Source organism: Vibrio anguillarum (genome assembly GCF_001989995.2).
Taxonomy (GTDB): Bacteria; Pseudomonadota; Gammaproteobacteria; order Enterobacterales; family Vibrionaceae; genus Vibrio; species Vibrio anguillarum.
This window is the reverse complement of record NZ_JAHGUP010000008.1, coordinates 1-13734: the sequence shown is the minus strand read 5'-3', so window position 1 is coordinate 13734 and position 13734 is coordinate 1. Positions and strand designations below refer to the sequence as shown.

9 protein-coding genes, 4 tRNA genes and 1 pseudogene are annotated in these 13734 nt (G+C 42.8%); 4 read left to right on the top strand and 10 right to left on the bottom strand.

Going from position 1 to position 13734, the window contains the following annotated elements; genetic code table 11:
* Positions 1-282 precede the first annotated feature (282 nt).
* Positions 283-2670: a phenylalanine--tRNA ligase subunit beta gene (gene pheT / locus PL85_RS01190; protein WP_115339876.1), complete on the bottom strand. Its 2388-nt coding sequence runs from the start codon at positions 2668-2670 to the stop codon at positions 283-285.
* A gap of 16 nt (positions 2671-2686) precedes the next feature.
* Positions 2687-3670, bottom strand: coding sequence for a phenylalanine--tRNA ligase subunit alpha (gene pheS / locus PL85_RS01185; protein WP_017044058.1), 984 nt, complete (start codon positions 3668-3670; stop codon positions 2687-2689).
* A gap of 216 nt (positions 3671-3886) precedes the next feature.
* Between pheS and PL85_RS01180 the strand changes: the two genes are divergently transcribed.
* Positions 3887-4369 carry a GNAT family N-acetyltransferase gene (locus PL85_RS01180; RefSeq protein WP_115339877.1) on the top strand — a complete coding sequence of 161 codons (483 nt, stop codon included), beginning with the start codon at positions 3887-3889 and terminating at the stop codon, positions 4367-4369.
* A gap of 84 nt (positions 4370-4453) precedes the next feature.
* Here PL85_RS01180 and PL85_RS01175 read toward each other — a convergent pair whose 3' ends face one another.
* The 8 genes from PL85_RS01175 to uvrY form a co-directional block, all read right to left on the bottom strand.
* Entirely contained in the window at positions 4454-5428 is a 975-nt protein-coding gene (locus PL85_RS01175; RefSeq protein ID WP_088728926.1) for a carbohydrate porin, read from the bottom strand.
* Positions 5429-6327: 899 nt separating this feature from the next.
* A tRNA-Gly gene (locus PL85_RS01170) sits at positions 6328-6403 on the bottom strand.
* 23 nt (positions 6404-6426) lie between these two features.
* Positions 6427-6513, bottom strand: a tRNA-Leu gene (locus PL85_RS01165).
* Positions 6514-6598: 85 nt separating this feature from the next.
* Positions 6599-6674: transfer RNA gene (locus tag PL85_RS01160), tRNA-Gly, on the bottom strand.
* A gap of 2 nt (positions 6675-6676) precedes the next feature.
* A tRNA-Cys gene (locus PL85_RS01155) sits at positions 6677-6750 on the bottom strand.
* Positions 6751-7018: 268 nt separating this feature from the next.
* On the bottom strand, positions 7019-7576 hold the full coding sequence (gene pgsA / locus PL85_RS01150; protein WP_013856615.1) for a CDP-diacylglycerol--glycerol-3-phosphate 3-phosphatidyltransferase: 558 nt from the start codon (positions 7574-7576) through the stop codon (positions 7019-7021).
* Between the two features lie 46 nt (positions 7577-7622).
* Entirely contained in the window at positions 7623-9455 is a 1833-nt protein-coding gene (uvrC, locus tag PL85_RS01145; RefSeq protein WP_047688276.1) for an excinuclease ABC subunit UvrC, read from the bottom strand.
* Positions 9455-10099, bottom strand: a complete 645-nt coding sequence (gene uvrY, locus PL85_RS01140; RefSeq protein WP_026028128.1) for a UvrY/SirA/GacA family response regulator transcription factor — start codon at positions 10097-10099, stop codon at positions 9455-9457. The genes uvrC and uvrY overlap by 1 nt, the downstream gene beginning before the upstream one ends.
* A 481-nt stretch (positions 10100-10580) precedes the next feature.
* On the opposite strand from uvrY, the pseudogene PL85_RS01135 reads away from it, so the two are divergent.
* From PL85_RS01135 to PL85_RS01125, 3 genes and pseudogenes are all read left to right on the top strand, one after another.
* Positions 10581-11258 (top strand): annotated as a pseudogene (locus PL85_RS01135) (DNA polymerase II); the annotation flags it as partial.
* 98 nt (positions 11259-11356) lie between these two features.
* A complete protein-coding gene (locus PL85_RS01130) occupies positions 11357-12541 on the top strand; it encodes a site-specific integrase (RefSeq protein ID WP_115339878.1) in 1185 nt (394 codons plus the stop codon).
* On the top strand, positions 12541-13734 hold a 1194-nt coding region (locus PL85_RS01125; protein ID WP_214649806.1), incomplete at its 3' end, for a hypothetical protein. The genes PL85_RS01130 and PL85_RS01125, both read left to right, overlap by 1 nt.

Sequence of the window (13734 nt, the reverse complement as noted above, 5' to 3'; positions counted from 1 at the left end):
CAACAATATTAATAGTTTCATCAAAATAAGCGCATATACTGGCTGCATTTATACAATTAGACGTCGAAGATTGAGAAAAAACACTGACAATTTAGTTAGTTATATCATAACAGCCAATATTTTCAGAATTTCATACTATTTTGAATGGATATCGATTTCTGATAAAAAAATTTATAACCTGTTAAATCATAGACTTGTTTAACACTAACTTGTCACTAAATTGCATATAAAAAAGCAGGCCCAACTTGAACCTGCTCAAATATACTTAGGCTACTTTCTGAATTAGTCGCGCAGGGCTGCACCAAACTGTGCCGCTACTGAAGTCACAATCGATTCAACAGCGCTTGCAATATCGGCTTCTTCTAAAGTACGTTCAGTCGATTGAAGCATCAACGCAATCGCTAAACTCTTCTTGCCCTCTTCAACCCCTTTGCCTACATAAACGTCAAACAGCTTCGCCTCTTTTAGAAGCTCACCACCAGCGTTACGACATGCATCGACAATATCACCTGAAGCAATGGCGCCATCAACAACCAGTGCTATATCACGGCGGTTCGCTGGGAACTTAGACAGTGATGCAGCTTCTGGAATTACACGGGTGTTCACAGCTGACCATTCAAGTTCAAATACGATGGTGCGGCCATTCAAGCCAAACTTACGCTCAAGCTCTGGATGAACAGTGCCTATCACCCCAATAATCTCACCATCGACAACGATAGCGGCCGATTGCCCAGGGTGCAGCGCTGGGTGTGCAATAGAAGTAAAGCTGTAAGCTTTGCCGTTGGCGGTTAAATCAAGAATGGCTTCCAAGTCACCTTTTAGATCGAAGAAATCAACCGTTGCGGTGTCCATGTTCCAGTGCTCTTCACCACGAGTACCGGATATTACCCCCGCGAGCATAGGCTCTTGGCGCATACCGTTCTCTGCCGAAGCATCAGGAATAAAACGCAAACCATATTCAAACAAACGAACGCGTGGCTGCTGGCGTTTCTGGTTATGAACCACGGTATTTAATAGACCTTGGATCAAGCCCAAACGCATCGCCGACATATCAGCAGAAATAGGATTAGGTAGAATGAGTGGTTCAACATCTGGAACAATCAGTTTCTGCTGCTCTGGCTCAACGAAGCTGTAGGTGATCGCTTCATGGTAACCACGGTCAACTAACAAATGACGAACACGCTTAAGTGGCAAGTTTGCTTCTTGGTGGTCATTCATGCTCAATGCTGCAACGGGAGCTTGATTAGGGATATTGTTGTAACCGTAAATACGGCCAATTTCCTCAATCAAATCTTGCTCAATCGCGATATCAAAACGCCACGTTGGCGCGGTAGCAACCCAACTTTCTGCGCAACTCTCAACACTCATACCTAAACGTTTTAGGATTTCAACCACATCAGCATCCGCAATGTGATGACCAAGCAAACTGTCCAGTTTAGTACGACGAAGTGTGACTTGATTTGGTTTAGGTAAATCCGTTTCAGACTCAACACTAACCACAGGTGCAACTTCACCGCCACAAATATCAACCAGCAACTGCGTCGCTCGTTCCATCGCACTGGCTTGCAACGCGTAGTCAACACCGCGCTCAAAACGCATGGATGAATCAGTATGTAGGCCATAGCTACGAGCACGACCGCGGATATGGTCTGGTGCAAAGAAAGCACACTCAAGCAGTACATCTTGTGTTTCTGAGCTAACGCCTGAACCTTCACCACCAAAAATGCCCGCAATGGCTAATGCTTTATTGTGATCGGCAACAACTAGCGTATCGACATTCAACTTAGCTTCTGTACCATCGAGTAGCGTAAGTTTTTCATCCTGCTCGGCCATACGAACAACAATACCGCCTTCGATCTTGGCAAGATCAAAGGCATGCATCGGTTGGCCTTGTTCAAGCAAGATATAGTTAGTGATATCAACCACTGGATCAATTGAACGTAGACCGCAACGGCGTAACTTCTCTTGCATCCAAAGCGGTGTTTGGGCTTGAACATTAATGTTTTTAACCACGCGACCAAGATAACGCGGACAAGCGGCCGGTGCTTTCACTTCAATAGAGACTTTATCTTCAATTGAAGTAGGAATAGCGATGACCGATGGCTCAGTGAGATCAATGCGGTTCAATACACCTACTTCACGAGCAAGGCCACGAATACTAAAGCAATCTGCGCGGTTCGCGGTCAAATCGACATCAATAGTCACATCATCTAAGCTTAGGAATTCGCGGAAATCAGTACCAACGATGGCATCTTCTGCAAGCTCCATAATGCCAGCGGATTCAACATCAATCCCTAGCTCACTGAATGAACAAAGCATGCCGTGAGAAGGTTGACCACGTAATTTTGCTTTTTTAATCTTGAAATCGCCGGGCAGTACCGCACCAACAGTCGCTACCGCCACTTTTAAGCCTTGTCGGCAGTTTGCTGCACCACAAACGATATCAAGCAGTTCTTCCTCACCCACGTCAACTTTCGTTACACGCAGTTTGTCGGCATCCGGATGTTGACCACATTCCACAACGTGACCCACTTTGACGCCAGTAAATTCACCGGCGACAGCAAGAACGTCATCGACTTCCAAGCCTGCCATTGTAATTTGATGTGTAAGTTCGTCAGTCGTAACCGCAGGGTTAACCCACTCACGAAGCCATGATTCGCTGAATTTCATTGTGTTTACCCTTGAATTACTTGAATTGTTTGAGGAAGCGCAGATCGTTCTCAAAGAACGCGCGTAGGTCGTTGACGCCATAACGAAGCATCGTTAAACGCTCAACACCCATACCAAATGCAAAGCCAGAATATTTTTCAGGGTCAATACCAACACTGCGCAAAACGTTCGGGTGAACCATGCCACAGCCTAGAACTTCAAGCCATTTACCATTTTTACCCTTCACATCCACTTCCGCAGAAGGTTCTGTAAATGGGAAATAAGAAGGACGGAAACGCACTTCAACTTCTTCTTCAAAGAAGTTACATAAGAAATCGTTCAAAATACCTTTAAGCTGAGCAAAATTGACGTGCTCATCAACCAACATGCCTTCAACCTGGTGGAACATTGGTGTGTGTGTTTGGTCGTAGTCATTACGATATACGCGGCCCGGCGCAATAAAACGAAACGGCGGTTGACCATTTTCCATAGTGCGAATTTGCACACCTGACGTGTGTGTACGCAACATTAAATCTGGATTAAAGAAGAAGGTATCGTGATCAGTACGTGCTGGGTGATCGGCAGCGATATTCAACGCATCAAAGTTGTGGAAGGCGTCTTCAATTTCAGGTCCAGATTCAACATGAAAACCAAGCTCACCAAAGAACTGCTCAATGCGTTCAACTGTGCGAGTCACTGGGTGTAAGCCACCATTTTCAATGCGGCGTCCAGGCAAAGTAACGTCAATCGTTTCAGCCGCTAGTTTGGCTTCTAACTCTGCTCGCTGCAAAGCATCTTTACGCGTAGCAATGGCGTGTTGCACTGTCTCTTTCGCAACGTTGATCTCTTGACCTGCAGCGCGACGTTCTTCGGGTGGCAATTTACCTAGGCTCTGTAGCTGAGTGGTTAACTCACCTTTTTTACCCAAGTACTGAACACGCACTTCATCAAGTGCGACTAGCGAATCGGCAGCATTAATCGCTGCGGTCGCATTAGCAATAATCTCTTCTAGATGTTGCATCGTTTCCTCATCTACCTGTAGGTAGTGTCCGTATAGGATGTTTTTGTATTTTTCAGATAGCTGCACATAGTATCGAAAGCCACCTCTAAAGCCAAATTGAAATGATACTGACGCTTGCTCTTGAACAAAAAAACGGCATTATTTTTGCCGCTCTCTTGATATTACCTCCCTCTCCCCAAACAATAATAAAAACATGACTATTTTTGAGAAGAAACGATGAACATCACGATAACACCAATCGAACCACAAGATGATCCGGACATTTGTAAAATTATCCAATCTGTAGGCGCTGAATTTGGGGCCATCGGTGAGGGTTTTGGCCCATCTGATGCTGAAGTAGAAAACATGAGTCAACATTATACGCAAGAGAGAAGCAGCCTTTATCTGGTAGCCAAACGTGACGGCATCATTGTCGGTGGAGCAGGTATTGCAGCCTTTCATCATAGCCAACGGATCTGTGAGCTAAAAAAACTCTTCTTATTACCAGAAAGTCGCGGTTTCGGGCTAGGAAAAATGCTCAGTGAAGCATGCCTATCGTTTGCTCAAAATGCAGGTTATCAATCTTGCTATTTGGATACGTTATCTAGTATGACATCCGCCATTCAGTTATATGAAAAGCTCGGATTTATACATTTGGATCGACCAATGGACGGCACTGAGCACAACGGCTGCGATATGTGGATGCTTAAACAGCTGTAAATCATCGCATCTGCTTATACAAAAAATGCCTACCGAACGGTAGGCATCAAAAGCAGTTGAGATTTAATGCTTAAGTTTTAAAACTTAGAAGAAGTATTTTAGACGGATACGCATGCCTAGATCTTTGTTTTCTGTGTCGTCTACTTTCGAGTAGTAAGTACCTAGATAAACAGAGAAATCTTCCACATCCATCACATTAGCAAATTGGTAAGAAGCATAAGTGGTATTTACCTTCTCGCTAGTACCTTTATCAACATCACCATAGACATGACCTAGACCAAAGCCTTTAAACAGTAAGTTAGCACCGATGGTCGTATCTTCTTGTTTAGTTTTGTCGAAATCACGGAACGCATAGTTCACGTTGATAGAAAGATCGTTAGCAGAATAGTTAACTGTCGCGCCATAACCAAGGAAATCATTCGCAGCATCTTTATCATCTGCAGTCAGATTGGCTTCTAAACCAGCAGCAACACGAACTGAGTCAACGATTTGGTACGCAACAACTGGGCGTACGAACACAGCATTTTTATCCGCTGTAGTCGCATTCTTCTCAAATTTGGTAGAGAGTTCAAAGTAAAGATTATCCGCTGTCTTACTAAAACCGACTTGGCCGTTATCGCCACGACCACGAGCCGCATTCGCTCGATACGGTTCTGCTGTTGCGTATTCAAGCATAGTATCTTGACCAACAGGGAATAGATCAAATGCTTCATAACGACCTACTCTCAATTCCCAGTTATTTGCTTGACCAAATGCAATCCACGCATCATCAAGCTCAACATCACCCGTTGTTTTAAGTAAAGGTTGTGCTTGTGCTTTGATATAACGGTCACCACTCACACTGCGCTCACCAGCGATTTGAACCAAAAGACGACCGTCTTGATTTAGCTCTTGCTTATCAGTGGCATTTTTATCACGAAGGTTAATATCGAACTCGACATCACCGCCGATTGAGAAAACACCTTGTTCACCTTCAACACTGATACCTGCGTTTGCTTGTAGTGCGGCTGAAATTAGAATTGCGGCAAGAGAAAGTTTACCAGAGGTAGCAAAATTCATTTTTTATACTCCATCGACCTTATGGTCATCATTATCATTATGTTGGTGCTTGACACCTTGAATCTCATCCTGAGATATAGGTAATAAAATTAATTAGTTAAGTTCAGATTCACCGGGGGAAGTAGCACGCTACTTTGGTAATCATGAATAACTCAATCTCTTTATTACTCAGCAACCACTGCTTATGTATTCCCTTAACGTTGCTGACGGGGATGGAGTTTACATTCACCAAATCAATGTAAAAATAGATCAATGTCACATTAGGAACCGTTCCCATGAATGCATTATTGATAAGTTTATATAAATCACGCTTTTGCAAATAATTCACACCATAAATTAAATGTTGGCACGAAAATTATGTGAAGTAGACCGAAATTTCGCTTCACAAAATAATAACAACTCAAGATAATGGTTGCTTTATCAAATTATTAACATTCTAGAATTGAGAATAGAGAGTGAAAACGATGCGAGATTTGACCATAAATTGAAGCATTGCTGTTTTGATGGTGATGGCTTTGCTTAAAATATTTCAATTTCACGTCCGAAACCGTCAACGAATATAGTGAACGTAGGGGGGATTTACCCAATTTCTGCTAGGGCTTTAATTTGGAGCGACACGCGAGGTTCGCTTTCTTTTGGACTAAAAGCGTGACCTCAACCTTGGCAAGGTGGCTCTAAAACGACATCGTTGGTTGTGAACTGGCTGTGAGACAGAGATGAAAAAGCCCCAGCATTTCTGCCAGGGCTTTAATTTGGAGCGACACACGAGGTTCGCTTTCTTTTGAACTAAAAGCGTGACCTCAACCTTGGCAAGGTGGCTCTAAAACGATATCGTTGGTTGTAAACTGGCTGTGAGACAGAGATGAAAAAGCCCCAGCATTTCTGCTAGGGCTTTAATTTGGAGCGACACACGAGGTTCGAACTCGTGACCTCAACCTTGGCAAGGTTGCGCTCTACCAACTGAGCTAGTGTCGCATACTGCATAAGCAGTGAAAAGATGGTGCCCCGGGCCGGACTTGAACCGGCACGACTCGAAAGTCGAGGGATTTTAAATCCCTTGTGTCTACCAATTTCACCACCAGGGCACGCAATTCTGCATTGCGATGCTGTTTACAAAATTTAGTAACACCATCTTTAGATACTGAACGTTAAGTTCAACACCTCAAAATTTGGAGCGACACACGAGGTTCGAACTCGTGACCTCAACCTTGGCAAGGTTGCGCTCTACCAACTGAGCTAGTGTCGCAATGGAGGCGCGTCCCGGAGTCGAACCGAGGTCCACGGATTTGCAATCCGCTGCATAGCCCCTCTGCCAACGCGCCCCTGTAACATCAAGGGGTTGGGTTGTTTCTTCCGTTCCTCTCAAGTACGGGATGCATTCTACGCATTCGATTCGATGAGTCAATATTATTTTTTTAGTTTTTAAACCGTTTGGCTATTTTGCATTCAAAAAGGACAGATTTGGTTAATTTGATAGCAAAATTCACCACCTTTTACACGAGATAACTGTGCTTTAACTGAAGCAATAATGCATGTTGTGAAAGGGATTGTAGAAATTGGAGGAACAAAAAACGGGCCTAAGCCCGTTTCTTAATGATGTTCTGCATTGAGGAGGTCGTCTTTAGCTGCCGCCAAGTATTGAACCATTGACCAATAGGTCAAAATGGTTGCGATGTATAACGCTGCATAGCCGACCCACACCATCCAATCATCATGACGCCAAATCAGTACCCACAATGCAAACATTTGGGTGAGCGTCTTAACCTTCCCAACCCATGAAACGGCCACACTGGCTCGTTTACCAATTTCCGCCATCCATTCTCGCAACGCAGAAATGATGATTTCACGGGCAATCATTGTCACGGCTGGAATCGTTATCCAGAGACTGTGGTAATGGTCGGTGATCAAGATAAGAGCCGTCGCAACGAGCACTTTATCCGCTACTGGGTCGATAAAAGCACCAAAGCGAGAGGTTTGCCCAAGTTTTCGCGCAAGCATGCCATCTAACCAATCGGTAAAACCCGCTACCCAAAACACCATTGCCGCAGCAAAAGGGCCCCAGCCGTAAGGCAGATAGAAAACAACGACAAATACTGGGATAAGGAAAAGTCGTAATAAAGACAAAATATTAGGAATATTCAAACGCATATTTATAGGCTCTTATCGATTGCGCGGTTATGTTGCGTTATTTTTCTTATTGTTTCAATGCTTGATAAATGTTTTCAGCTAAAGAATGGCTAATACCGGGCACTTTGGCGATTTCTTCAACAGTGGCTCTTTTTAGCTCTTGCAGCCCTCCCATATATTTCAGCAGTGCTTGCCGGCGTTTAGGCCCAACCCCTTCTATGCCTTCCAATGTACTGGTACGCCGTGTTTTACCTCGTTTGGCTCTATGCCCAGCAATGGCGTGATTATGACTTTCATCGCGAATATGCTGAATCAAATGCAAAGCTGGCGCATCACTTGGCAGGTTAAATTCATCGCCATCGGTTGTAATCAACGTTTCTAGCCCCGGTTTGCGGGTAACACCTTTGGCGATACCAATCATCACTGGTCTTTTCGGCCAATCTTGCCAATGGCTGGAGATGATCTGCAAAGCTCGATTCAATTGCCCTTTACCACCATCAATGAAAATGACATCGGGGATTTTTTCCACGTCAAGCTGCTTGGAATACCGCTTATCTAACACTTGTCCCATTGCAGCGTAATCATCCCCACCAGTAATTCCCGTGATGTTATAACGGCGGTATTCTGGTTTAACAGGCCCTTCTTGGTTAAATACCACGCATGAGGCGATCGTACTCTCTCCCATGGTGTGCGAAATATCAAAACACTCCATACGCTCTATGCTATCCAACCCTAAAACAGCTTGAAGTGCTTTAAAACGCTGGTTGATCGTCATTCTATGGTTAATTTTAGCCGTTATTGCGCTCAATGCATTGGTATTAGCCAATTTTAAATATTGAGCACGCACACCTGTTGGGCTGATGTGGAAAGAAACTTTACGCCCGACCAGGGTCTGTAAGGCTTCTTGCAGCGGCTTTTCATCCTCTAGCAGACCCGCATTTAAGATCACTCGACTTGGGATCGTACGCGCCTCATTGTGACTTAAATAATACTGTCCTAAAAAGCCATCAAACACCTCTTCTTGAGTCGTGTTAGCCGGAATTTTAGGAAAATGGCTACGACTACCCAATATTTTACCTTGGCGGATCATCAAAATATGGATGCAAGCGATGCCATTTTCTTGGGCAAATCCCAATACATCCATGTCATCCATCGTCTCTTCAGAAACAAACTGTTGTTCTTGGACTCTTCGAATGGCTTGGATCTGGTCTCTAAATTTAGCGGCATTTTCAAACTGCAGTGCTTGGCTGGCTTGTTCCATTTTTTGCACTAATGTTTCAAGTACTTGGTTATCTTTGCCTTGCAAAAACAATCGAACATAATTAACCAATTCAGCATACTCTTCATCCGCAATGATATGACTCACACAAGGTGCAGCGCAGCGGCCAATTTGATACATCAGGCAAGGACGAGTCCGGTTGCTATAGACGGTATCTTCACATTGTCTTACCGGAAATATTTTTTGGATGAGGTGTAACGACTCTCGAACCGCACCAGAATCAGGGTATGGACCAAAATACTCACCTTTGCGCTTTTTCGCGCCACGGTGCAACGACAAACGAGGGTGCTTATGCCCACTAATAAAAATATACGGGTAAGATTTATCGTCTCGCAGCAGCACATTGTATTTAGGCAAATATTGCTTGATGTAATTGTGCTCAAGGATCAACGCTTCCGTTTCAGTGTGAGTAACGGTGACATCAATTTTATCGATATGGCTGACTAACGCGCGCGTTTTCTCACTGTCGATTGTTTTTCGAAAGTAACTAGAAAGGCGTTTTTTGAGGTCTTTGGCTTTGCCAACATAGATGATATCAGCCTCGGCGTTATACATTCGATAAACGCCGGGCTGATGGGTAACGGTTTTAAGAAAAGCGACCGAGTCGAACAAAGAAGTCACTAAAGCGTCTCGGTGTCTAACATTCCGTGTCGAATAGCTAAATGGGTCAGTTCAACATCACCGCTGATCGCTAACTTACTAAACAGTCGATATCGATAGCTATTTACTGTTTTGGGGCTAAGACTAAGTTGCTCGGAAATATCCGTCACTTTTTGCCCTTTGGTAATCATCATCATAATCTGCAGCTCTCTTTCCGAGAGATCAGCAAATGGATTGTCAGAAGCTGGCGAGAATTGGCTTAATGCCATTTGCTGTGCGATTTCAGGCGAGATATAACGCTGCCCGCTATTCACAATGCGAATCGCGTTGACCATTTCATCTGGGCCTGCACCTTTGGTTAAATAACCCGCGGCTCCAGCTTGCATCACTTTGGTCGGAAATGGATTTTCCGTATGAACCGTTAACACGATGATTTTCACATCTGGATTAAAGCGCAGAATTTTTTTTGTCGCTTCCAAACCGCCGATACCAGGCATGTTCATATCCATTAAAACAACGTCGACATGATTACTGCGACACCATTTTACTGCTTCTTCACCGCTGTCAGCTTCCCCTACTACGTTCATTCCACGGACGTCTTCAATAATACGTCGTATCCCTGTGCGAACCAGCTCGTGATCATCTACAAGGAAAACACTTATCAAACTTGTATCTCCACACTCATCTATTGGCTCTGCACCCACTGAATCGTGGATAGCAGCATCGCGGCCCACATTAATTAGCTCACAATTGGAAATTAACTCACAATCGGGTAATTAACTTAACATTGGTTTTTACTCACACTGAATATGTGCTCAAACCCCAAATTTGGCAAGTACTTATTTGTTCGGCTAATCATCCAATGAGAATCCATCAACAAATCAAAAGCTTAATTATATTAGCAGAGATGTCGCACGACTTTTACATGATTTTTTGACAAATTTGAACCTAAACATAAAAATGCAACCAGCCTCATAAAAATACAAAAGCAAAACAAATCATAAAGTTAAAATGCATACACCATACCAATTAACGGTTATTTCATCTCCATCGCCCGCTTACTCACCTCACTGAAATTCGTTATTTACCTCGTAGCTCTGATATGATGCCCTCCCCCAAGGTTACGACTATTTGGATTTATTACGCTTGGTTATTCAACACGGTTTTTTACTTACTCGCCATGCAAGAGACCTTCATGGCTCGACTCATATTGAGTTGTGGTTGAGTACGCCTCAAGGTCCAACCCAACTGGTTATCCGTGGTGAAAAACCCGTTTTCTTCATACCACAGAAAGATGTACCACAAGCGCAAAAATTAGCGTTAGAGCGGCAGCTCTCTATCGAATTAAAAACATTGGATTTGGAAGATTTTGAACATAACCTCCTAGCGGGTTGTTATTGTCAAACGATTCAAACGCATGCTGAGTTTTCGGCACTACTAAAGCAACATCATATTCTGACGTTAGAAGATGATATTAAGCTTGCCGACCGCTTTCTTATGGAGCGTTTTCTTAAAGGCAGCATTGAATTCACTGGACGGCTTACCCAGACGTTTTCCCACTCAAAAATAGAACAGGCGAAATGTCGACCGGGCAACTATCTTCCTCATCTGAAAGTGGTTTCGCTGGATTTAGAGTGTTCTGAAAAAGGCATTCTCTACTCGATTGGTTTTGATAGCCCAATGGACAGCCGCGTCATCATGATTGGTGAGCCCGAACCTTGCGATACCCCAATTCAATGGGTGAAAGATGAATACGCATTGCTCAACGCTCTCATCGATTGGTTCACTGAGTTCGACCCTGATGTAGTAATTGGCTGGAGCGTTTATCTGAACCTGCATATTTAACGATCTTTTATTGACCAATTCTTAACCACCTGCTTAAGTCAACATAACACTACATCGTATAAATGAATGCAGAGATTATGTGGAAAAAGATCAAAGTCACGGGGATTCGAAGTGCAATTGGTATTATCGATACCTATTTTGTAGTTCGTGATGACATACCATTTGGAACTGAAGAACACTTCCACGTTCCTGCCTCCCTATATCTTCTTCTAGGATCAGCAAATGGTGTGAAGTTAAGCACACAAAAAGATCGCGCGAGTGACTTAGTTCTCTTTTTTAATACCCTTGAATTCCCCAATGATCCACGGCAATTTCCTTTAGATTGGAAGCTGTTAACTGGTAATGACCAAGCAGGCTATTTAGGTTACCTAAGAACTGAACGAGAGAATAGCGAACCAACTATTCTAAGGGCAATTTCGTCAATACGTCCATTTTATCTATTCGCTCGTGACACGTTACCGATCCTAGATTCACACACAGCATACTCTTTCCCATATCTTAAATACCGATCCCGTAAAAGTATAATTTCAAACACTCTCACCCCAAGAAGGATCAAGTCACAATATATAGATCGGCTACTTTTCGAGGTCATTGAGGCAAATATAACTGGAAAAAGTAAATTCACTCGAATTCGGAATCTCATTGGAATACGCCTAGGGAGAAACAGTGGTTTAAGAGCGCATGAAGTCACGCTAGCAGGAAATTTTAGCACTGGTGAGTTGCGTACTAATATTGCTGAGATGCGTGCTCGTGGTGAATCTTCAATAGAGATCGATATTATCTCTGAAAAAGGAAATAAAGAGCGACCAATCGTTATCAAGAAAAACGACGTAGCATTAATTGAGCGCTTTCTAAATGGTCCTCGTCGAAAGCTGCCTGAGGGAGAGCTCTTATGCCGTTCGGATGGACTCCCTTTTTCTAGCGACAGCACTCCTGCGACAAAATGGTTCAAAGACACACTAAAAAAAGCAATGCCAACATTACTATCCAAATATTACGATTTCTGCTCAAATTCTGACCGAAAGTTCATAATTGCTAAGAAATCGCTCAGGGAGTTGAGCTTCCATTCTGGAAGACATAGCTATGCAACTGATCTTGTAAGTGAAGCCTATGAGGCAGGAACCGACCCGAATGAACTTCTTTTGATTCGCCTTGGGCATGTTAACAAATCAACTTTATCGGTCTATATAACCGTCGAAGCCATTCTGGTAGGTAGAGAGACTAACAAATCAGAGCTCGATATATCAACACAGGATAAGTAATGAAAGATAAAAACAAAAATTGGTTGTCTGACTATGCTCCTGCTGAAATAGCCCCATTAAATAGCGATCCAACGACGGCACGGATCTCTATTCTTAGTTCGCATAGCCGCATAGAAGATAAAGTAACAAGAGTTGAAAATCTGACAATTCCTCCGAAGCTTATTAACGATCCTTTATGTTTAGCGTTAATTTCCTATTGTAAATCTGAAGACTTTTTAAGCCAATCACCAAATACACGTAAAAATAAATATGATCATTTCAGTAATTTATTTCTTTTTCTTGATAAGCACTATGGTGAGCAGCGTATGTCTGATGTGACAGGCATTCATCCAGACTATATCAGCTACAGAAAAAAAAAGGGACAAAATATAAGTTCTTGTATTTCTACAATTAACGTAGCACTTAAGTGGTACATAGAACAAAAAAATAATGATCCAGAGCATATAGCAAGAGTTAAAGCTACACAAACTAGAATACCCAAAATTTCACGCAACCCTAGTAAGCCAAGACCTGCACTGTCTGACCTCATTGAGTCAATAGAATATGATGATGTAATATTAATTAAATCACTCAGAGATTTTTCTGTTGTCATGCTAAAAGTAATGAGCGAACAGAGGGATTATTTACTATCATTCCCAGAAATAATTGAAGCTAAATCATCACTGCCTAAATTAAGTAAAGACGTACGAGAATTAATTGAACGAGGAGTTAATAGCTCATATAAAGTATCATTTGACTTAACACAAAAGTATATTAAGCCAATATGGGATGCAATATCATCATCAAATGACGGTTTACTGATAGAACGTATGCTATTAAATTGTAGTTACACTCGCTCATACATACAAAACCGTGAAGACCCCATAACTCAGGAAGAGCAGAAAGAATTTCTAGAGCAACATTTAAATAGTGATGGTTCACTGAGGTCTAATAGTAGTGACTATTTTTACAAAGTAGCGAAAAAGAGGAACATTGTAAGCGCCGCGAAGCTTTCTAACCTTTCTTATGAATCATTATCCCAACCTACGAAAGTAGAAGAAGTATTAATATCCTTACTCCTAGCAAGTGAACGAATACAACCGTCGGGGCAGTTTGAACTATCCATAGACAATTATTACATCACAGGTGACAGTGGTTCGTGGGATTTTAGCAAAAAACGCTCTATTGCAAAGGAGCGTAAGCGCGTCATAAAC

What these genes read in the sequence shown, in the direction of transcription:
- PL85_RS01180 (WP_115339877.1), top strand. Translation starts at nt 3,887, where the DNA reads ATGAACATCACGATAACACCAATCGAACCACAAGATGATCCGGACATT.
- pgsA (WP_013856615.1), bottom strand. Translation starts at nt 7,576, where the DNA reads ATGCGTTTGAATATTCCTAATATTTTGTCTTTATTACGACTTTTCCTT.
- PL85_RS01130 (WP_115339878.1), top strand. Translation starts at nt 11,357, where the DNA reads ATGTGGAAAAAGATCAAAGTCACGGGGATTCGAAGTGCAATTGGTATT.
- pheT (WP_115339876.1), bottom strand. Translation starts at nt 2,670, where the DNA reads ATGAAATTCAGCGAATCATGGCTTCGTGAGTGGGTTAACCCTGCGGTT.
- PL85_RS01175 (WP_088728926.1), bottom strand. Translation starts at nt 5,428, where the DNA reads ATGAATTTTGCTACCTCTGGTAAACTTTCTCTTGCCGCAATTCTAATT.
- pheS (WP_017044058.1), bottom strand. Translation starts at nt 3,670, where the DNA reads ATGCAACATCTAGAAGAGATTATTGCTAATGCGACCGCAGCGATTAAT.